Below are 19,085 nucleotides of genomic sequence, written 5' to 3' on the forward strand. Positions count from 1 at the left end.
CATGTCAACAGGACAAACACCCAAGGAGATCGGCGAGATCAGCTTCGGGCTGATGGACCCCGAGGAGTACCGCGAGATGTCGGCGACGAAGATCATCACCGCCGACACCTACGACGACGACGGCTTCCCCATCGACATGGGGCTGATGGACCCGCGACTGGGCGTCATCGACCCCGGTCTGGAGTGCAAGACCTGCGGCAAGCACTCGGGGTCGTGTAACGGCCACTTCGGCCACATCGAACTCGCCGCGCCCGTCATCCACGTCGGGTTCACGAAGCTCATCCGGCGGCTCCTGCGCGGGACCTGTCGGAACTGCTCGCGGCTCCTGCTCACCGACGAGGAGAAGGAGAAGTACGAGAGCAAACTCACCCGGACCCGCGAGTTGGGCAACGACCTGACGGACGTCACGAAAGCCGCCATCCGGGAAGCCCGCAAGAAGGACCGGTGTCCCTACTGCGGCGAAGTCCAGTACGACATCAACCACGAGAAGCCCACGACCTACTACGAGGTCCAGCAGGTGCTCACCTCGGAGTACTCCGAGCAGATCGCCGCCGCGATGCAGGGCAAGAGCGAGGACGACGAGGAGGAGCGCGAACCGGTGGCTCCCCAGGAACTCGCCGAGCAGACCGGCATCGACCTCGACCGCATCAACGACATCATGTCCGGGGAGTTCCGGCCCCGCGAGGACGACCGGAAGGCCATCGAGAAGGCGCTGGACCTCGATCTGACCGAGGAGGACATGAACAAGCTGATGCCCAGCGACATCCGCGACTGGTTCGAGGACATCCCGGATCAGGACGTGGAGGTACTCGGCATCAACTCCGAGCGCTCCCGGCCGGAGTGGATGATTCTGACGGTCCTGCCGGTGCCGCCGGTGACGGCCCGACCCTCCATCACGCTGGACAACGGCCAGCGCTCCGAGGACGACCTGACCCACAAGCTGGTGGACATCATCCGCATCAACCAGCGGTTCATGGAGAACCGCGAGGCGGGCGCGCCCCAACTCATCATCGAGGACCTCTGGGAACTGCTCCAGTACCACGTCACCACCTTCATGGACAACGAGATTTCGGGCACGCCGCCCGCCCGTCACCGCTCGGGCCGACCGCTCAAGACCCTCAGCCAGCGCTTGAAGGGCAAGGAAGGTCGCTTCCGCGGGTCGCTGTCCGGCAAGCGCGTGAACTTCTCGGCTCGTACCGTCATCTCGCCGGACCCGACGCTCTCGCTGAACGAGGTCGGCGTCCCCGAACGCGTCGCCCGCGAGATGACCCAGACGATGAACGTCACCGAACGCAACAGGGACGAGGCCCGGCGCTACGTCGCCAACGGTCCGGAGGGCCACCCCGGCGCGAACTACGTCAAGCGACCCGACGGCCGCCGCCTCAAAGTGACCGAGAAGAACTGCGAGGAACTGGCGACGAAGGTCGAAGCCGGGTGGGAGGTCAACCGCCACATGGTGGACGGCGACATCGTCATCTTCAACCGCCAGCCGTCGCTCCACCGAATGTCCATCATGGCCCACGAAGTGGTCGTGATGCCCTACAAGACGTTCCGGCTCAACACCGTCGTCTGTCCGCCGTACAACGCCGACTTCGACGGCGACGAGATGAACATGCACGCGTTGCAGAACGAGGAGGCCCGCGCGGAGGCCCGCGTCCTCATGCGCGTGCAGGAACAGATTCTATCGCCGCGCTTCGGCGAGAACATCATCGGGGCGATTCAGGACCACATCTCCGGGATGTACCTGCTCACCAACGAGAACCCCCACTTCAACGAGACCCAAGCGTTGGATCTCCTGCGGGCGACTCGAATCGACGAACTCCCCGAGCCGTCGGGCACCGACGACGACGGGACGCCTTACTGGACCGGCCGAGACATCTTCTCGGAACTCCTGCCGACCGACCTCAACCTCGAATTCACCGGCACCGTCGGCGACGACGTGGTCATCGAGGACGGCCAGTTAATCGAGGGCACTATCGCCGAGGACGAGGTGGGCGAGTTCGGTGGCAAAATCGTTGACACGATCACGAAGGTCTACGGCAACACCCGTTCGCGGGTCTTCATCAACGAAGTCGCGGCGCTGGCGATGCGCTCCATCATGCACTTCGGTTTCTCCATCGGTATCGACGACGAGTCGGTCCCCGAGGAGGCACAGAACCGCATCGACGAGGCCATCGACAACGCCTACGACCGGGTCGAGGAACTCATCGAGACGTACCAGAACGGGGACCTCGAATCCCTGCCCGGCCGGACCGTGGACGAGACGCTGGAGATGAAGATCATGCAGACGCTCGGCAAGGCCCGCGACTCTGCGGGTGACATCGCCGAGGAGCACTTCGCCGACGACAACCCCGCCGTGGTCATGGCCGACTCCGGTGCGCGTGGGTCGATGCTCAACCTGACCCAGATGGCCGGCTGTGTTGGTCAGCAGGCAGTTCGCGGCGAGCGAATCAACCGCGGGTACGAGGACCGCACGCTGAGCCACTACAAGCCCGACGACCTCTCCGCGGAGGCCCACGGCTTCGTGGAACACTCCTACACGGGCGGTCTCGACCCCCGCGAGTTCTTCTTCCACGCGATGGGCGGCCGCGAGGGGCTGGTGGACACCGCAGTCCGTACCTCCAAGTCCGGCTACCTCCAGCGGCGTCTCATCAACGCGCTGTCGGAACTCGAAACCCAGTACGACGGTACGGTTCGGGACACCTCCGACACCATCGTTCAGTTCGAGTTCGGCGAGGACGGCACCAGTCCGGTGAAGGTCTCCTCGAACGCCGATGGCGAAATCGACGTGGACCAGATCGCCGACCGCATCCTCGAAGAGGAGTTCGGCAGCGACGACCGCAAACGGGAGTTCCTCGGCGACAAGAAACCGCCGACGAACCTCTCGGAACACGTCGATGCCCGGCAGGCCCAGAGCGACGACTGACGCCGCCACCGCTGTCGAACCGACACGACCCACCACCAACGAATTCGCCCCACGCCACACATGACAGAATACGACGTATCCGAGGACGTAGAGGCCGTCGTCGAGGACACCGACCTCCCGCGACGGCTGAAAGACGAGGTGTACAGCACCGTCGAGGACCGCGACGCGACCGCCGAGCAGGCCGACCAGATAGCCCGCGCCGTCGAGAACCGCTATCTCGACACGCGCGTCGATCCGCTTGACCCGGTGGGGACGGTCTCGGCCCAGAGTATCGGGGAGCCGGGAACCCAGATGACGATGAACACGTTCCACTACGCGGGCGTCGCGGAGATCGACGTGACGCAGGGTCTCCCCCGGCTCATCGAGCTGGTGGACGCCCGGAAGACCCCCGACACGCCGATGATGACGGTCCACCTCGACGACGAGTACGCGACCGACCGCGAGAAGGCCCACGAGGTCGTCTGGCAGATAGAGGCGACTCGGATTCTGGCGCTCGGCGACATCTCGACCAACGTCGCCGACATGATCGTCTCCATCGACCTCAACGAGGACACGCTCGAAGAACGGATGATCACGCCCGACGAGATTTCGGGAATCATCGAGGACGAACTCGGCGTCCAGACCAACCAGCAGGGGACCGTCATCGAATTCGGTCCGGAACAGCCCAGTTACCGCGAACTCCTCCAGTTGGTCGAGCAGTTGCGCGAAATCGTCTTCAAGGGCATCGAGGACATCACGCGCGTCGTCATCCGGAAAGAGCAACTCGACGAGGGCGAGGAGTTCGTCCTCTACACCGAGGGGTCGGCGTTCGGCGACGTGATCGAAATCGAGGGCGTGGACGCGAGCCGGACTACCTCGAACAACATCCACGAGATTCGCAAGAACCTCGGCATCGAGGCGGCCCGCGAGGCCATCATCGAGGAGACGATGGACACCCTCGAAGAGCAGGGCCTCGGCGACGTGAACGTCCGTCACCTGATGCTGGTCGCGGACATCATGACCAACCGCGGCGAAATCGAGTCCATCGGTCGCCACGGCATCTCCGGGAGCAAGGAGTCGGTCCTCGCGCGTGCAGCGTTCGAGGTCACGGTCAACCACCTGCTCGACGCCGCCATCCACGGCGAAGTGGACGACCTCAACGGCGTCACCGAGAACGTCATCGTCGGCAAGCCCATCAAACTCGGGACGGGCGACGTGGACCTCCGGATGGGGTCCACCTCGCGTAGCGAACCCGAAGCCTCGGACTGAGCCATGGTCGTCACGCTCTCGGACACGGCCCGGCAGTTCATCGCCCTCTTCGAGGACGAAACGGGTGCGACCGCCCGCGACTGCGTGATCTTCGAGGAGGACGACGGCGAGGAGCGCGTCGTCTTCCTCGTCAAGCCCGGCGACATGGGCAAGGCCATCGGGTCGGGCGGTGAGACGGTCCGGTCGGTCGAGTCCCAACTCGACCGCGAAGTCGTGTTGGTCGAGGACGCCGACACCCCCGAGGCGTTCGTCGCCAACGCCTTGGCTCCCGCGGCGGTGTACAACGTCACCGTCAGCGAGGACGACGAGACGGTCGCCTACGCCGAGGTGGACTCGGAGGACACCGGCGTCGCCATCGGCGAGGACGGCCGGAACATCGCCGCGGCCGAGACGTTGGCCAAGCGCCACTACGACATCGACGACATCCAGTTGACGTAGACTCGTAGCCCTTTTCGCACTCGCTATCGCGCCGGTGGTCGGCACGACCGCCGGCGCAGTCGCGTCCTCTCGTTGAAAGCTCTCTCCCGAAATTTTAGCCACAGCGACCCCGTTCCCGAGGCGAAGTTCTTCCCGACTCCCCGTGGTGACTCCGTACGTCATCATGGGTGACAATGGCATATTCGCGGACGACGTACCGGACGTAGACGAGCGCGACCGGCGAAACTTCCTGAAGGTCCTCGGCGTGACGGGGAGCGTCGGCGCGGCCTCGGAACTCTCGCTGTCCGACCTACGCGGCGCGGTCGGCGGGGAGTCGGCCGAGCAGTTGGCGACCTACGGCGAGGCGATTCGGGCCGACCTCGCGGGCGGTCTCGACGGCGGCCGACTCGCGGGCGCGCTCTCGGGTATCGAGGCGGGAATCGCGCAACTGCCCGAACTCCGCGCCGCGGGGTTCCCCGACGAACCGGGGACCGCGTATCAGGAGGTCGCCGAACCCGCGTGGGAGGCCTACGACCACCTCGCGGAGGTGGGCTTCTTCGCGGCGGCCGAGCGCCACCTGCCGGAATTCACGCCCGACCACGTTCGGGCGACTGCCGCGGAACTGATTCGGGCCGAACCGCTGACTGCGGCGCTCGCCGACGCGGGCCTCACCGAGCGCGAGCGGACGGCGGTGGTCGTCGACGCGGTGAACAACAACGACCGGCTCTCCCACTGGGTCTCGACCGCGGCGCTGCCAGCCGACCCGGAGGACTTCGACCCGGCGAACGTCGCGCCGCTCCACCAGCGGGCGCTCGGCGGGGCGCTGCTCTGGATAGACGAACTCGACCAGCAACTCTGGCAGCGCGAGGTGCTGCTGACCGAGTCGATGCTCGACGACGGCATCTGGGACGTGAAGCAGATGCTGGGCGGAGTTCACATGTTCGTCTCGGCCGCTCGCGACGTCGCCGGCCCCGAGGAACTGTCCGACAGCCAGCTCGCCGCCGCGCTCGCGGGCGGCTCCGCGGTGGCGATCCGCGGACAGGAGCGGATAGAGGCCGACCTGTTCCGGATCACCGACGCCGACCGAGCGCCGATGGAGGGCATCTAACATGTCGACCGACACGCCACACGCACGAGTAATCGACAGCGACGAGGGCAAGAGAATCGAGTACCTCGCCGACGGCCCGACGACCACGCAGTTCGACCTCCAGCAGATTCCGAAACTCAACGTCACGCAGGAGATGTTGCGCAACTCCGGCGACGACCCCGAGACGTGGCTGATGTACGGCGGCGGCTACCGCCAACAGCGGTTCACGACCGCGGAGGTCATCTCGCCGGAGAACGTCAGCGACCTCTCGCTGGAGTACCTCATCGAGGTCCCGAAGGAGCAACGGGGGAAACTCGAAGGGACGCCCATCGTCGTCCCCTCGGATCCGCCGATAATGTACCAGACGAACGCCCCCGACGTAGTTCGGGCCGTCAACGCCCGGTCGGGCGAAATCATCTGGGAGTACCAGTTCGCGCCCAAGGAGCAGGAGAAAGCGCCGCTCCTCTGTTGCGGGTCGAACAATCGAGGTGCGGCCGTACTGGGCGGCACCCTCTACATGACCACGCTGACTGCCGACGTCGTAGCCATCAATCGCTACACCGGCGAGCAGAAGTGGGTGTACAACTCCGCACCTACCGGACAGGGCTACTCGGCGACGTGGGCACCGGTCGTCTACGAGGGGAGCATCCTCAACGGGAGCGCTGGCGGCGAGTACGGCGTGCAGGGCTTCATCGAGTCGATCGACGCCGAGACCGGCGAGCGCGAGTGGCGGACCTCGATGCTCCCGCCGGAGCAGTGGATCGGCGACGCGTGGAAGAACGGGGCGGCGACCAACTGGATGACCGTCACGGTCGACCCGGACACCGACACTCTTTACGCCAACGTCGGTAACCCCGGCCCGGACGTGAACGGCATCGTCCGACCCGGACCGAACGTCTACTCCAACGCTGTCGTCGCGCTCGACGTGACCAACGGCGACGTGAATTGGTACTTCCAGGAGTCCCAACACGGCTGGTGGGACTGGGACGCCTCCGCACCACCGGTGGTGTTCGAGACCGAAGTCGACGGCGAGCAGCGAAAGGTGGTCAGTCACCCAGGCAAGACCGGATGGAACTACCTCCTCGACGCCCAGAACGGGAAGCTCTACGAGCGGAGTCGGGAGTTCTGCGAACACCTCAACATGTGGCACCTGCCGCAGGACAACTTGGAGGACACGCCGTGGATTATGCCGTCGGCCGACGGCGGGTCGGAGTGGAACCCGGTGTCCTACAGCAGGGCGACCGGCAACGTCCACGTCAAGGCGATGAACTACCCGAGCAAGTTCCAGTGGGACCCCGTCGACGAGTGGGAGTACCCCTCGACGTACCTCGGCGGGAACTTCACCGTCTATCCGGCGATGGAGGACCCCGGTCCGCCGCCCGAGCAGTGGAGTCAGAACCTCGCCATCTTCTCGGCGGTGAACCCCGAGACCGGCGAAGTCGTCTGGCAGGACGAGTGGGAGCAGTTCGCCCTCGGCGGGTCGATGAGCACGGCGACCGGTCTCACCTTCGTGGGTAACGGTGCTGGCGAGTTCATCGCCTACGACTCCGAGACCGGCGAGCGCCTCTGGCAGTACCAGTTCGACGCCTCGATCAACGCCTCGCCGATGTCCTGGTACGACCCCGCCGTCGGCAAGCAGTACGTCGCGGTGCAGGCTGGCGGCGGCGGCCTTCGGTCGGTCAAGGACGGGAACGAGATAGGCGTGTTCTCGCTGGAACAGTAGGTCCACTCAAACCTCCTTTCTCTGCGCCGCGAACGACTCTGCTGACAGAACCGAACCTAAGCGGCGCGCAAATCGTTTCGATGAGACGCTCTCAGATTCCGTAATCGCCCCCGTTACAGCGATGTGCGACGGTTTCGTCCGCTCTAAAGAGGGAGGCTTAAGTACCTCGGACGGATAGCACACGCCATATGGCGAACGGCAAGTACGCAGCTCGCAAGCTGAGAAAGGACCGCCAGAACCACCGGTGGTCCGACTCCGATTACGCTCGACGCGAGCGCGGCCTCGGGGAGAAGTCCGACCCCCTCGAAGGCGCGCCGCAGGGCCGAGGTATCGTTCTCGAAAAAGTGGGCATCGAAGCCAAACAGCCCAACTCCGCCATCCGGAAGTGCGTCCGGGTCCAGCTCATCAAGAACGGCAAGCAGGTCACCGCCTTCTGTCCCGGCGACGGTGCCATCTCGTTCATCGACGAACACGACGAGGTCACCATCGCGGGCATCGGCGGTGCGAAGGGTCGCGCGATGGGCGACCTCTCGGGCGTCAACTACAAGGTAGAGAAGGTCAACGGCGTGAGCCTCGAGGAACTGGTTCGCGGAAACGCCGAGAAACCGGTGCGCTAATCATGGCAGCAGAAGACCAACCCGAACCCGACAAACCCGCGGGCACGGACGAAGAGGGAACCGCCGTCGCACAGCTGTTCGGCGAGTGGGACGTCACCAGCATCGAGTACGACGACCCCTCGACCGAGCGGTACATCACGGTCACGCCGGTCGCGCACACGATGGGCCGCCACGCCTCCAAGCAGTTCCAGAAGAGCGAGGTGTCCATCGTCGAGCGACTCATCAACCGGCTGATGCAGACCGAGGAGAACACCGGCAAGAAGCAGAAGACGATGCAGATCACCCGCGAGGCGTTCCAGAAGATCCACGACCGCACCGAGGAGAACCCGGTGCAGGTTCTGGTCACCGCCGTCGAGAACGCCGCCCCGCGCGAGGAGACCGTCCGTCTGAAGTACGGTGGCATCTCGGTCCCGAAGGCCGTGGACGTGGCACCCCAGCGTCGCGTCGATCAGGCCCTGAAGTACATCGCCGAGGGCGTCTACAGTTCGTCGTTCAAGACCTCGACCGACGCTTCCGAGGCGCTGGCCGACCAGTTGGTCGGCGCGGCCAACTACGACGTCCAGACCTACGCTATCAACCAGAAAGAGGAGAAAGAGCGCGTCGCGGCCGCGGCCCGCTAACTCGGTTTTCTCTCCGTTTTCGCTTCTCGACAGTCTCGGCGCTCGACAGCCACGTCTCGAAGCGACGGGACGAGCGGGAAGAATAGTCGGCGCTACTCCGCCCGCGGGTCGGTCACGTCCCGGAGCGCGTCGCCGAGCGTCTGGAACGCGACCACGACGACGCCGAGCGCGAGCGTCGGGAACAGCGCACCCCACCAGTAGAACGTCGGGAAGAAGCCGTTTCGCACGCTGGTCGTTAGCACGTACCCCCACGAGGGATGGGTGGCCGACCCGATGCCGATGAACGACAGCGAGGCTTCGAGCAGCAGCAACCAGCCGATTTGCACCGTCAGCGCGGTGAACACCGCGTTGAGCGTGTTCGGCACGACGTGGGACCGGACCACGTCGAAGGTACTCGCGCCCGCGCTCCGGGCGGCCTGCACGTACACCTGCTCCTGCAACTGGAGCGCCTCCGAGCGGACGATGCGAGCGACGCCGCCCCAGTTCATCAGTCCGAACACGAGGACGATGAGGAGCAGGCTCCCGCCGAAACTCTCGTTGATGAACCCGAGCGCCTGCTGGGCGAGGATGATGACGAAGAACGCGGGAATCGACTGCTGGAGGTCCACGTACCGCATCAGCACCTCGTCGATTCGCCCGCCGTAGGTCGCGGCAACGGTACCGACCGCGGTCGCCAGCGGAACGACCAACGCGACGCAGACCGCCGAAATCTGGAGTGCGACCCGCGCCCCGGCGACGACCATCCCGAACACGTCCTTGCCGCCGGGCGTCGTCCCGAACGGATGCGCCCACGTCCCGTGACAGTAGCCGTCTATCTTCGGTCCGCGGCAGTAGCCGCTCCGGAACACGTCGAACCCGACCGGCGGCTGGCCGATGGGCACGCCGTACCCCCCGGTCTGGCCGAAGACGGCTTGGTCGGGACGGAAGAACAGGGGACCGACGAGTCCGACCACCGCGAACGCGACGAGGACGCCGAGGCTCGCGGTCGCCAGTCGGTTCTCGCGGACGCTCCGGAGGTAACCGACTGTCCGCTCGCGGTCGGCCGCCAGCGGGAGACAGAAGTAAAAGCCCAACACGTCGGCGGCGTACAGCGAGAGCCAGTCGAGCCCCGTCAGGTCCGCGTCGAAGACGAATCGGTCGGTCTGGTAGACGCCGCGCCAGTCCGCGAGGAAGGCGACGACGAGGACCGCGAGAACCGCCAGAAACGCCCAGTCGCGTCGGGCGAGACGTGACCGTCCGCCGTCGGCGTCGGCGAGTTCCGCTTCGGTCACGGTCGGTCGGCTCATCGGTCACTCCACCTCCACGCGCGGGTCGATGTAGACGTAGGCAACGTCCTGCAGGAGGTTGCCGAACATCACGAGCAGGATGGGGAAGATGGTGGTCGAGAGGATGAGCGCGGCGTCGCGGTTCTGAATCGCCTCGAACAGGAGCGAGCCGACGCCGGGGACGCCGAAGATGACCTCCACGACCACGACCACGACGAACATGACGCCGACGAGTTCCGAGAAGAACAGCGACAGCAGCGACGACGCCGCGTTCTTCAGGACGTGGCGGGCGAAGTCGGTCGTGTCGGCCCCGGTCGCCCGGAGCGTCCGCACGAAGTCCTCCTGTAGAATCTCGACGGACTCGGACTGCGCGTAGCGCAACTGGACCGCCAGCAGGTTGACCGTGAGGACCAGTCCGGGCAACACCAGCGCCGCGAGATTCCGCCCCGTGAACAGCGCCATCTTCGGCTCGTAGCTGAAGTTGTACCACTGCAGCCAGTGTTCGGCGACGAGGAAGAGCGCCTCCGCCGCGACGAACGTCGGCACCGCGAAGCCGAGATACGACGCGCCCCGGACCGCCCGCAACAGTCGGCTCTCGGGGTTCATCGCCACGTAGGTCCCGACGCCGACGCCGACCACGACCGCGAAGACGACCGCCGGGACGAGATAGAGGCCCGTCACCAGACTCGCGTCACCGAGGACGCCGGTGATGGGTTCCCCCCTGACGGTCGTGCCGAGGTCGAGCCTCAGCAGACTCTCCATCCACGAGAAGTACCGCTCGTGAATCGGCACGTCGTAGTTGCGCGCCTCGCGGTACAACTCCCGGCACCCGCTCCCGAGGCAGTACTGGTTCGGGTCGGGCGTGAGCGCGAACGCCAGAAAGATGGTCGTGAGCGCGCCCCACGCGCCGACGACCGTCCACGTCAGTCGGTAGAGGATGTACCGCCGCCTATTCACGAGCATCACCAGCGGGAGGGCCGGTCGGGGTGGGACTCTCTCCCGACCGCCATTCGTTACTCACTCGCACGATATCGCGAAATCTACACGCAACCGACATAAAATTTCCCAGTCGCGGTCCGGGCCGGCGAGCGTCGGCCGAGAATCAGGTATCCCGCTCTAGCCTTCTCCCAACTCAGAAGCAACGCGTCGCTCGCTCTCGACGAGCCTACTCCTCGCCCGACGCGCCGACCAGCACGAACTTGCTCTCGGTGTCGCCGTTGTGAATCTGGCGGGTCGCCTCGGCGGGAATCCGGAGGGCTTCCCCGGACTCCAGTTGCACGTCCTCGCCCTCGACGGTGACGGTGGCCGACCCGTCGAGCAGGACGTAGACCTCCTCTTGGCCGTCCTCGCCGTGGTCGTGTTCCTTGCCGGTCCAACCGGGGTCGGCGTCGAGTATCGTCACGCCCAGCTTCTCGCAGCCCAGCGGGTCCCGGAGGAAGCGCAGTCCGTCGCCTATCGGCTCCACGTCGCGGGAATCGACCTTGTTGTAGGACATCGACGGTGGTACGACGCGAGACGTGTTTAGTGTTGGTGATGAAGCGGGGTTTTCCGGGAGCCTCCGAGAAATTGGCGTCCCTTCACGGAGTGCCCGGCCGTTTCCACGCTCGAGACGACCGTTTTCACCACGTCCTTGAAGTGGTTGGCGTTCGCAGGCCCGATGCATGGACGAAGTACTCGAAGTCGTGGACCTCGTCGCGGACTCCGGACTCGAAGGCGTCGTGACGTGGCTGCTCCGACTGGTCGGACTGTTCGCCCTGCTGGGCGGCCTCGGTCTCTGGCTGGTCGGAGGGATGGAGTTACTCGTCCTTCCGGCGGCCCTGCTGGTCGTCGGGGTCGTCCTGTTGGTCGCGCCGAGCGTCCTGCTCGCGCTGGCCGAGTTGGCGTAGCGAATCGTCGCTCAGTCGGCGGCTTTCTCCCCGCCGCCGACCGCGTACTCGCGGGTCGCCTCGACCAGCGAGCGGCGGTACTCGCTCTCGTCCGGGTCCGGACCGAGCGACTTGAACCGGTGTTTGAACGCCGAGAGACTGACTTCGGGTGCGTCGTTCGCGGCCGCGTGCGCGAGGTCGTAGAGTCGGTGGTCCGAGTCCACGAGGTCGTGGCGCTCGACCAGCGCGAGGGCGAACGCGGCGTTGACCGCCGTGATTTCGGGGTCGGCCGTGCTGGTGATGCGGAGTCCGTCCCGTCCGCCGGTCTGGCCGTCCCGCGAGCGTCCGGGACGGTCGGCGACCGCCGCGGCGAGTTCGGACTCCAGAAACGAGACCAGTTTGTCGGTCGGGCCGACCCGCAAGGTGATGTCGTCGGCGTAGATGTCCTTCATGTGGTTAGCTATCTGGTAGCAGTGAGCGACCCGCCTGCGCTCGACCGACTTCCCGGAGAGCGCGAGAAACAGGACCTCCTCGGTCGATTGCGTGTGAGAGGGGTGGGCCTGCTCGTGGCGGGCCATGTGGGCGAACTCGTGGAGCGCGAGTTCCGGAGCCATCGCGCTCGTGGCGGCCTGCCGGGAGATGTTCAGCACGTGGTCGTCGGGGTGGGCAGTCCACGTCCGCTCGTCGGGGTTCTCCCGGACGTGGACGTGGACTGGCGAGTCGAGGTCGTGTTCGGTCTCGAAGATGTCTCGGGCGCGAAGGAAGGGCGCGGCCGGACCGGGACCGTGGACGTGAACCTCCATGCGTATCAGTGACAAGGCTTCGACCGGTATGACTCTTGCGTTGGTTGGGCCGAGTTGCCGGTGCTTGTTACCGACGGAGTAGTTTTCAGGCACCGTCAACGACTGGTTTAATTCAGCCTATCCAGCCACGCCAATGGCTCACACGCTCGCTCGCGGCGAAACACTACGCTTTTCAACTTCCTTCGGGTAGAAGACCCATAATGGGAAGACGAAAGAAGATCGTCGAACAGTGCGAGCGACTGATGGACGAGCCGGAGAACATCCGGAACATCGCTATCGCCGCACACGTCGACCACGGTAAGACGACGCTGACCGACAACCTTCTCGCTGGCGCGGGCATGATCGCCGACCAAGGCGAGGCGACGCAGTTGATGATGGACACCGAGGAAGACGAGCAGGAACGCGGTATCACCATCGACGCCGCGAACGTGTCCATGACTCACGAGTACGAGGACACCAACCACCTCATCAACCTCATCGACACGCCGGGCCACGTGGACTTCGGTGGCGACGTGACCCGAGCGATGCGCGCCGTCGACGGCGCGCTCGTGGTCGTGGACGCCGTCGAGGGCGCGATGCCCCAGACCGAGACCGTCCTGCGACAGGCGCTCCGCGAGGGCGTCAAGCCGACTCTCTTCATCAACAAGGTCGACCGCCTCATCTCCGAGCTTCAGGAAGGTCCCGAGGAGATGCAGCGCCGCCTGCTCAACGTCATCGACGACGTGAACGAGCTGATTCGCGGCATGACCGAGGAGATGGACGACGTCGAAGACTGGACGGTCTCCGTCGAGGAGGGCACCGTCGGCTTCGGGTCGGCCCTCTACAAGTGGGGCGTCTCGATGCCCTCGATGCAGCGCACCGGCATGGACTTCGGCGACATCATGGAGCTCGAACGCGCCGACAAGCGCCAGGAGCTTCACGAGCGGACGCCGCTCTCGGACGTCGTGCTCGACATGGTCTGTGAGCACTTCCCGAACCCCATCGCCGCTCAGCCCCGTCGTATCCCGCGCATCTGGCGCGGCGACGACGAGTCCGACCTCGCCGAGGGCATGCGTCTGGTCGACGAGGACGGCGAAGTCGTCCTGATGGTGACCGACATCGGTATCGACCCCCACGCCGGCGAAATCGCCGCGGGGCGCGTCTTCTCCGGCACGCTGGAGAAGGGCCAAGAGCTGTACGTCTCCGGCACCGCCGGGAAGAACCGCGTCCAGAGCGTCGGCATCTACATGGGCGGCGAGCGCGAGGAAGTCGAGCGCGTCCCCGCCGGGAACATCGCCGCGGTCACCGGACTGAAGGACGCCATCGCGGGGTCCACCGTCTCCAGCGTCGAGATGACGCCGTTCGAGTCCATCGAGCACATCTCGGAGCCGGTCATCACGAAGTCCGTCGAGGCGAAGAACATGGACGACCTGCCGAAGCTCATCGAGACGCTCCGTCAGGTCTCCAAGGAGGACCCGACGATTCAGATCGAGATCAACGAGGACACCGGCGAACACCTAATCTCCGGACAGGGTGAGCTTCACCTCGAAGTCATCACCCAGCGCATCGAGCGCAATCAGGGCATCCCGGTCAACACCGGCGAACCCATCGTCGTCTTCCGCGAAGCCATCCGGGAGCCGACGCAGGTCATCGAGGGCATTTCGCCGAACCGCCACAACCGGTTCTACCTCGAAGCCCGACCGCTCTCCGAGGACATCACCGAGAAGATCAAGCTCGGCGACGTCTCGATGGACATGCCCGAGCAGGAGCGCCGTGAGGCCCTCCAGGAGGCGGGCATGGAGAAGGACCTCTCGCAGAACGTCGAGCACATCCACGGGACCAACATCCTCATCGACGACACGAAGGGTATCCAGCACCTGAACGAGACGATGGAACTCGTCATCGAGGGTCTCGAAGAGGCACTCGACGACGGTCCGCTCGCCGGCGAACCCGTTCAGGGGACGCTCCTCCGACTCGAAGACGCCAAGCTCCACGAGGACACCATCCACCGCGGTCCCGCGCAGGTCATCCCCGCGGTCCGCAACGCGGTCCACAACGCCCTCGTGCAGGGTAAGGTCGCGCTGATGGAGCCGATGCAGGACGTGCGTATCGACGTGCCCAACGAGTACATGGGTGCGGCCTCCGGCGAGATTCAGGGTCGCCGCGGCCGCGTGGACGACATGTACCAAGAGGGCGACCTCATGGTCGTCGAAGGTATCGCGCCGGTCGACGAGATGATCGGCTTCTCGTCGGACATCCGGAGCGCCACCGAGGGCCGCGCGTCGTGGAACACCGAGAACGCCGGCTTCGAGGTCATGGCCGACAATCTCCAGACCGAGACCATCATGGAGATCCGCGAGCGCAAGGGCATGAAGCTCGAACTGCCCGAGGCCATCGACTACTTCTAATCTCCCTCTCGCCGCGCTCTCCGTTCTGCAATCTTCTTCGATTTTCGACGGCTCACGCCGACTTCGAGACGCTTCTGGCAGTGCCTGAATTCGGTTTAGGTGGCGTATAATAAAGTCACTCGTTATCACACCTCCATCCGTCAACGTCATGCTCTCGCTCGTCACCCTCCTGTGGGTCGTCGCCGTCGCGCTCCTGTGGGTCGGTCTCGTCGCGGGCGTCTGGGCGCTCGTGTCTGCGAGTGCCGACCGTCCACCGGAAGTCTCGAAAGCTCCGTCGAAGGAGTAGTCCCGCGTTCGCCCCGCCGATAGCGACGCCTCGTTCGTTTTGGTCTCTTCTCCCTCCGCTCTCCCCGTCCCTCTCGTCGCGTTTTTCCCGTGTCGGTCCGCTCTGGAGGTCGTCCGCACCGGCTACCGCTGGCCGCGGAGGACGACCTCGGCGTCGCAGACCGGACAGGTGGTGCGCTCGCTCGCGTCGAACGTCGAGCTACAGAACGCGCAGACGTGCCGGTCGGGGTCGGTCCGCTCGTCGTCGGTCGGGAGCGTGGTGGTCATCGGTTCGTCACCCACGACGCTTCGAATGAGCATTGTTATAAAGTGACTAGTCAGATGTTAGCATGTCTTTTCGACGGGGGCCGACCGTCTCCTCGGTCGCTCGCGTCGCGCCCGTCACTATTTGCTCCGGCGTTCGGTCGCCGAAGCGTGGCCGCACTATTTGGGAACGACTGAAGCCTTATGCTCGCCCGCGAGTGAGTCAACGAGTAACGATGAGTGACGACACGAGCGCCACCGACCCGCGGGCCTACACGGTCCGACTCGAACTCGTAGACGAACCCGGCGAACTGTTGGGCGCGCTCGAACCCATCGCGGCCAACGGCGGCAACCTGCTCTCGGTGTTCCACGAGCGCGGGTCGCTCACCCCTCGGGGCCACATCCCCGTCGAGGTCGATCTAGAGTGTCCACCCGACCGCTTCGACGCCATCGTCTCCGGACTCCGGGAGGCGGGCGTGAACGTAATTCAGGCAGGTGCGGAGCGCTACGGTGAGCAGGTGACGGTTCTGCTCGTCGGCGACGTCATCGAGAGCGACCTCTCGGACACGCTCTCGTCCATCGAGTCGAAGGCGGACGCCTCCGTCTCGGACGTGTCGCTGTCGGCACCCGGCGGCACCAGCGAGGTGGCCAGCGCCCGACTCCGACTCGCGGCCGAGACCGGCGCGACCGGCGAGGTCGTCGGTGCGGTCCGGGAGGTCGCCGACAGGAAGGAGTTGCGCGTGGTCGAACCCCTGACGGAACTGGAGGGGTCGGCGTGAAGCTAGCCGTACTGGGTGCCGGCGCGGTCGGTCGCTCGGTCGCGGACCTCGCGGGCGAGTACGGCCACGAGGTGACGGCGCTGGCCGACTCGACCAGCGCCGCGGTGGACTCGGAGGGAATCGACGTGGCGGCCGCGCTCGCCGAGAAGGACGAGGCGGGTCGCGTCGGGTCGGCCGCGCCCGAAGACGCGCTCGATACCGAGTACGACGCGCTGGTCGAAGCGACGCCGACGACGCTCGGCGACGCCGAACCCGGATTCGGACACGTGCGCGCGGCGCTCGAAGCCGACCACCACGTCGTGCTGGCGAACAAGGGACCGGTCGCCGAGCGATACGCCGACCTCCGGGAACTGGAGCGGGACAGCGAGGGCCGCGTCCGGTTCGAGGCGACCGTCGGCGGCGCGATTCCGGTCCTCTCGACCGTCGAGAGCTACGGCCCGGACACCATCTCGGCCGCGCGGGGCGTCCTCAACGGGACCGCGAACTTCGTCCTCTCGCGGATGGCCGCCGAGGGGTTGGGCTACGAACACGTCCTCGCGGAGGCCCAAGACCTCGGCGTCGCGGAGGCCGACCCCTCCTTCGACGTGAACGGCACCGACGCGGCGCTCAAGTGCGTCATTCTGGCGAACGTCCTCGGCGACCGCGAGTACTCCCTCGACGACGCCGAGGTCGAGGGCATCGCCGAACTGCCGGGCAACGCGCTCGAACTCGCGGGCGAGGACGGCCGGACCGTCCGACTCATCGGCGAGGCGACGCCCGAAGGCGTCCGGGTCGGCCCGCGACTCGTCCCCGAAAACGGGACGCTGGCGGTCTCGGGCACGCGAAACATCGTCCAACTGGAGACCGACCACGCGGGGCGACTCAACCTGAGCGGTCGCGGTGCGGGCGGCCCCGAAACCGCGACCGCGGTCCTCGCGGACGTGAACCGACTCGGCGACTGACCGGAGACCTACGACGGTTGACTGGTCCGGCTCGGCGACTCGTCGTGGCTCCGTTCGAGCGTCGGTCGCTCGGCCGGAATCGTGAGACAGTCTAGCAATAAACGCGGGACGGCGCCGGGGTCGGGAGCATAGCGTATCGAAATGGTTTTAACTGCTTCTGCCAAAAGATACCGACAGAGCGCGTCTGCGCGTGAGATACAAATGAGCGAAGACAAACCGCACCAGAACTTGGCCATCATCGGCCACGTTGACCACGGGAAGAGTACGCTGGTCGGGCGACTCCTCTACGAGACGGGGAGCGTACCCGAGCACGTCATCGAACAGCACAAAGAAGAGGCCGAGGAGAAGGGCAAGGGCGGCTTCGAGTTCGCCTACGTCATGGACAACCTCGCCGAAGAGCGCGAGCGCGGTGTCACCATCGACATCGCCCACCAGGAGTTCGACACCGACGATTACTACTTCACTATCGTCGACTGTCCGGGCCACCGCGACTTCGTGAAGAACATGATCACGGGCGCGTCCCAGGCCGACAACGCGGTCCTCGTCGTCGCCGCCGACGACGGTGTCGCGCCGCAGACCCAGGAGCACGTCTTCCTGGCCCGCACCCTCGGTATCAACGAACTCATCATCGGCGTCAACAAGATGGACATCGTCGACTACGAGGAGTCCAAGTACAAGGAGGTCGTCTCCGAGGTCGAGGACCTGCTGAACCAGGTCCAGTTCGGCACCGAGGACGCGAGCTTCATCCCGATCTCCGCCTTCGAGGGCGACAACATCGCCGAAGAGTCGGAGAACACGGACTGGTACGACGGCGAAATCCTCCTCGAGGCCCTCAACGGTCTCGAAGAGCCCGAGCCGCCGACGGAGGCCGACCTGCGCCTCCCGATTCAGGACGTCTACACCATCTCCGGCATCGGTACCGTCCCCGTCGGACGTATCGAGACGGGTACCCTGAACACCGGCGACAACGTCAGCTTCCAGCCCAGCGACGTGGGCGGCGAAGTCAAGACCATCGAGATGCACCACGAGAGGTGCCCAAGGCCGAGCCCGGTGACAACGTCGGATTCAACGTCCGCGGCATCGGTAAGGACGACATCCGCCGTGGCGACGTCTGTGGCCCCGCCGACGACCCGCCGTCGGTCGCCGAGACGTTCCAGGCCCAGATCGTCGTGATGCAGCACCCGAGCGTCATCACGGACGGTTACACGCCGGTCTTCCACGCCCACACGGCACAGGTCGCGTGTACCATCGAATCCATCGACAAGAAGATGGACCCCTCGTCGGGCGAGGTCGCCGAGGAGAACCCCGACTTCATCCAGTCCGGCGACGCCGCGGTCGTTACGGTCCGACCGCAAAAGCCGCTCAGCATCGAGCCGTCGTCCGAGATTCCGGAACTCGGCAGCTTCGCCATCCGCGACATGGGTCAGACCATCGCGGCTGGCAAGGTCCTCAGCGTCAACGAGCCATAACGCATGCAGCAAGCACGCGTCCGACTGGCGGGAACCAGTCCCGAAGACCTTGACGACATCTGCGACGATGTCCGCGAAATCGCCAACAAGACCGGCGTTTCGCTCTCGGGACCTATCCCGCTTCCGACCAAGACGCTGGAAGTGCCCACCCGCAAGTCCCCCGACGGTGAGGGGACCGCGACGTGGGAACACTGGGAGATGCGCGTTCACAAGCGTCTCATCGACATCGACGCCGACGAACGCGCGCTCCGACAGCTCATGCGGATTCAGGTTCCGAACGACGTGAGCATCGAGATCGTCCTCGAGGACTGAGGGCCGGACCACCCGGTCCTGTCAGTTCGAGGGTTCGCACTCGACCCCGCCACTCGACCGGCGGAAACTTCTCCATTTCTTCGCTTTCGATAGCCGCG

General features: G+C 65.5%; 18 protein-coding genes and 1 pseudogene. 14 read left to right on the forward strand and 5 right to left on the reverse strand.

Annotated elements, in window-relative coordinates:
- The first annotated feature begins 1 nt into the window (after position 1).
- From M0R88_RS09440 to M0R88_RS09470, 7 genes are all read left to right on the forward strand, one after another.
- Positions 2-2,926: a DNA-directed RNA polymerase subunit A' gene (locus M0R88_RS09440; RefSeq protein ID WP_248656678.1), complete on the forward strand. Its 2,925-nt coding sequence runs from the start codon at positions 2-4 to the stop codon at positions 2,924-2,926.
- Between the two features lie 60 nt (positions 2,927-2,986).
- A complete protein-coding gene (gene rpoA2, locus M0R88_RS09445) occupies positions 2,987-4,174 on the forward strand; it encodes a DNA-directed RNA polymerase subunit A'' (RefSeq protein ID WP_248656679.1) in 1,188 nt (395 codons plus the stop codon).
- 3 nt (positions 4,175-4,177) lie between these two features.
- The gene (locus M0R88_RS09450) at positions 4,178-4,612 is read left to right on the forward strand and encodes a NusA-like transcription termination signal-binding factor (protein ID WP_248653267.1); all 435 of its coding nucleotides are present in this window, start codon (positions 4,178-4,180) and stop codon (positions 4,610-4,612) included.
- A 163-nt stretch (positions 4,613-4,775) separates the two neighbouring features.
- Positions 4,776-5,699 (forward strand): hypothetical protein, encoded by a 924-nt coding sequence (locus M0R88_RS09455; RefSeq protein WP_248653268.1) that lies wholly within the window; start codon positions 4,776-4,778, stop codon positions 5,697-5,699.
- Position 5,700: 1 nt separating this feature from the next.
- The gene (locus M0R88_RS09460; protein ID WP_248653269.1) at positions 5,701-7,401 is read left to right on the forward strand and encodes a pyrroloquinoline quinone-dependent dehydrogenase; all 1,701 of its coding nucleotides are present in this window, start codon (positions 5,701-5,703) and stop codon (positions 7,399-7,401) included.
- Positions 7,402-7,589: 188 nt separating this feature from the next.
- Complete coding sequence (locus M0R88_RS09465; protein ID WP_115794757.1) at positions 7,590-8,018, forward strand: 30S ribosomal protein S12; 429 nt, start codon at positions 7,590-7,592, stop codon at positions 8,016-8,018.
- Between the two features lie 2 nt (positions 8,019-8,020).
- Entirely contained in the window at positions 8,021-8,638 is a 618-nt protein-coding gene (locus M0R88_RS09470) for a 30S ribosomal protein S7 (RefSeq protein ID WP_248653270.1), read from the forward strand.
- A gap of 92 nt (positions 8,639-8,730) precedes the next feature.
- Here M0R88_RS09470 and M0R88_RS09475 read toward each other — a convergent pair whose 3' ends face one another.
- The 3 genes from M0R88_RS09475 to M0R88_RS09485 all read right to left on the reverse strand — a co-directional run bounded on the left by M0R88_RS09475 (position 8,731) and on the right by M0R88_RS09485 (position 11,398).
- Positions 8,731-9,924, reverse strand: a complete 1,194-nt coding sequence (locus tag M0R88_RS09475; protein WP_248653271.1) for an ABC transporter permease — start codon at positions 9,922-9,924, stop codon at positions 8,731-8,733.
- 3 nt (positions 9,925-9,927) lie between these two features.
- A complete protein-coding gene (locus tag M0R88_RS09480) occupies positions 9,928-10,866 on the reverse strand; it encodes an ABC transporter permease (RefSeq protein ID WP_248653272.1) in 939 nt (312 codons plus the stop codon).
- A 202-nt stretch (positions 10,867-11,068) separates the two neighbouring features.
- The gene (locus M0R88_RS09485; protein WP_248653273.1) at positions 11,069-11,398 is read right to left on the reverse strand and encodes a cupin domain-containing protein; all 330 of its coding nucleotides are present in this window, start codon (positions 11,396-11,398) and stop codon (positions 11,069-11,071) included.
- A 166-nt stretch (positions 11,399-11,564) separates the two neighbouring features.
- On the opposite strand from M0R88_RS09485, the gene M0R88_RS09490 reads away from it, so the two are divergent.
- The gene (locus tag M0R88_RS09490; RefSeq protein ID WP_248653274.1) at positions 11,565-11,789 is read left to right on the forward strand and encodes a hypothetical protein; all 225 of its coding nucleotides are present in this window, start codon (positions 11,565-11,567) and stop codon (positions 11,787-11,789) included.
- A gap of 11 nt (positions 11,790-11,800) precedes the next feature.
- On the opposite strand, the gene M0R88_RS09495 is transcribed toward M0R88_RS09490, so the two are convergent.
- On the reverse strand, positions 11,801-12,571 hold the full coding sequence (locus tag M0R88_RS09495; RefSeq protein ID WP_248653275.1) for a DUF5781 family protein: 771 nt from the start codon (positions 12,569-12,571) through the stop codon (positions 11,801-11,803).
- Between the two features lie 200 nt (positions 12,572-12,771).
- Between M0R88_RS09495 and M0R88_RS09500 the strand changes: the two genes are divergently transcribed.
- Positions 12,772-14,958 carry an elongation factor EF-2 gene (locus M0R88_RS09500; RefSeq protein ID WP_248653276.1) on the forward strand — a complete coding sequence of 729 codons (2,187 nt, stop codon included), beginning with the start codon at positions 12,772-12,774 and terminating at the stop codon, positions 14,956-14,958.
- 148 nt (positions 14,959-15,106) lie between these two features.
- Complete coding sequence (locus M0R88_RS09505; protein WP_248653277.1) at positions 15,107-15,244, forward strand: hypothetical protein; 138 nt, start codon at positions 15,107-15,109, stop codon at positions 15,242-15,244.
- A gap of 122 nt (positions 15,245-15,366) precedes the next feature.
- Here M0R88_RS09505 and M0R88_RS09510 read toward each other — a convergent pair whose 3' ends face one another.
- Positions 15,367-15,543, reverse strand: a complete 177-nt coding sequence (locus M0R88_RS09510; RefSeq protein ID WP_248653278.1) for a hypothetical protein — start codon at positions 15,541-15,543, stop codon at positions 15,367-15,369.
- Positions 15,544-15,722: 179 nt separating this feature from the next.
- Here M0R88_RS09510 and M0R88_RS09515 point away from each other — a divergent pair, with 179 nt between their 5' ends.
- The 4 genes and pseudogenes from M0R88_RS09515 (at position 15,723) to rpsJ (ending at position 18,987) form a co-directional block, all read left to right on the forward strand.
- A complete protein-coding gene (locus M0R88_RS09515; protein WP_248653279.1) occupies positions 15,723-16,265 on the forward strand; it encodes an amino acid-binding protein in 543 nt (180 codons plus the stop codon).
- Positions 16,262-17,206 carry a homoserine dehydrogenase gene (locus tag M0R88_RS09520; protein WP_248653280.1) on the forward strand — a complete coding sequence of 315 codons (945 nt, stop codon included), beginning with the start codon at positions 16,262-16,264 and terminating at the stop codon, positions 17,204-17,206. Before M0R88_RS09515 ends, M0R88_RS09520 begins: the two co-directional genes overlap by 4 nt.
- Before the next feature lie 201 nt (positions 17,207-17,407).
- Positions 17,408-18,675, forward strand: a pseudogene (gene tuf, locus M0R88_RS09525) (translation elongation factor EF-1 subunit alpha).
- Positions 18,676-18,678: 3 nt separating this feature from the next.
- Positions 18,679-18,987, forward strand: coding sequence for a 30S ribosomal protein S10 (gene rpsJ / locus M0R88_RS09530; protein ID WP_115864703.1), 309 nt, complete (start codon positions 18,679-18,681; stop codon positions 18,985-18,987).
- The last annotated feature ends 98 nt before the right edge of the window (positions 18,988-19,085 follow it).

The organism is Halorussus gelatinilyticus (assembly GCF_023238445.1).
In the GTDB taxonomy this organism is placed as follows: Archaea; Halobacteriota; Halobacteria; order Halobacteriales; family Haladaptataceae; genus Halorussus; species Halorussus gelatinilyticus.

What these genes read in the sequence shown, in the direction of transcription:
- M0R88_RS09450 (WP_248653267.1), top strand. Translation starts at nt 4,178, where the DNA reads ATGGTCGTCACGCTCTCGGACACGGCCCGGCAGTTCATCGCCCTCTTC.
- M0R88_RS09495 (WP_248653275.1), bottom strand. Translation starts at nt 12,571, where the DNA reads ATGGAGGTTCACGTCCACGGTCCCGGTCCGGCCGCGCCCTTCCTTCGC.
- M0R88_RS09475 (WP_248653271.1), bottom strand. Translation starts at nt 9,924, where the DNA reads ATGAGCCGACCGACCGTGACCGAAGCGGAACTCGCCGACGCCGACGGC.
- M0R88_RS09470 (WP_248653270.1), top strand. Translation starts at nt 8,021, where the DNA reads ATGGCAGCAGAAGACCAACCCGAACCCGACAAACCCGCGGGCACGGAC.
- M0R88_RS09490 (WP_248653274.1), top strand. Translation starts at nt 11,565, where the DNA reads ATGGACGAAGTACTCGAAGTCGTGGACCTCGTCGCGGACTCCGGACTC.
- M0R88_RS09510 (WP_248653278.1), bottom strand. Translation starts at nt 15,543, where the DNA reads ATGCTCATTCGAAGCGTCGTGGGTGACGAACCGATGACCACCACGCTC.
- M0R88_RS09515 (WP_248653279.1), top strand. Translation starts at nt 15,723, where the DNA reads ATGAGTGACGACACGAGCGCCACCGACCCGCGGGCCTACACGGTCCGA.
- M0R88_RS09480 (WP_248653272.1), bottom strand. Translation starts at nt 10,866, where the DNA reads ATGCTCGTGAATAGGCGGCGGTACATCCTCTACCGACTGACGTGGACG.
- M0R88_RS09455 (WP_248653268.1), top strand. Translation starts at nt 4,776, where the DNA reads ATGGGTGACAATGGCATATTCGCGGACGACGTACCGGACGTAGACGAG.
- M0R88_RS09460 (WP_248653269.1), top strand. Translation starts at nt 5,701, where the DNA reads ATGTCGACCGACACGCCACACGCACGAGTAATCGACAGCGACGAGGGC.
- M0R88_RS09485 (WP_248653273.1), bottom strand. Translation starts at nt 11,398, where the DNA reads ATGTCCTACAACAAGGTCGATTCCCGCGACGTGGAGCCGATAGGCGAC.
- M0R88_RS09505 (WP_248653277.1), top strand. Translation starts at nt 15,107, where the DNA reads ATGCTCTCGCTCGTCACCCTCCTGTGGGTCGTCGCCGTCGCGCTCCTG.
- rpsJ (WP_115864703.1), top strand. Translation starts at nt 18,679, where the DNA reads ATGCAGCAAGCACGCGTCCGACTGGCGGGAACCAGTCCCGAAGACCTT.
- M0R88_RS09440 (WP_248656678.1), top strand. Translation starts at nt 2, where the DNA reads ATGTCAACAGGACAAACACCCAAGGAGATCGGCGAGATCAGCTTCGGG.
- rpoA2 (WP_248656679.1), top strand. Translation starts at nt 2,987, where the DNA reads ATGACAGAATACGACGTATCCGAGGACGTAGAGGCCGTCGTCGAGGAC.
- M0R88_RS09465 (WP_115794757.1), top strand. Translation starts at nt 7,590, where the DNA reads ATGGCGAACGGCAAGTACGCAGCTCGCAAGCTGAGAAAGGACCGCCAG.
- M0R88_RS09500 (WP_248653276.1), top strand. Translation starts at nt 12,772, where the DNA reads ATGGGAAGACGAAAGAAGATCGTCGAACAGTGCGAGCGACTGATGGAC.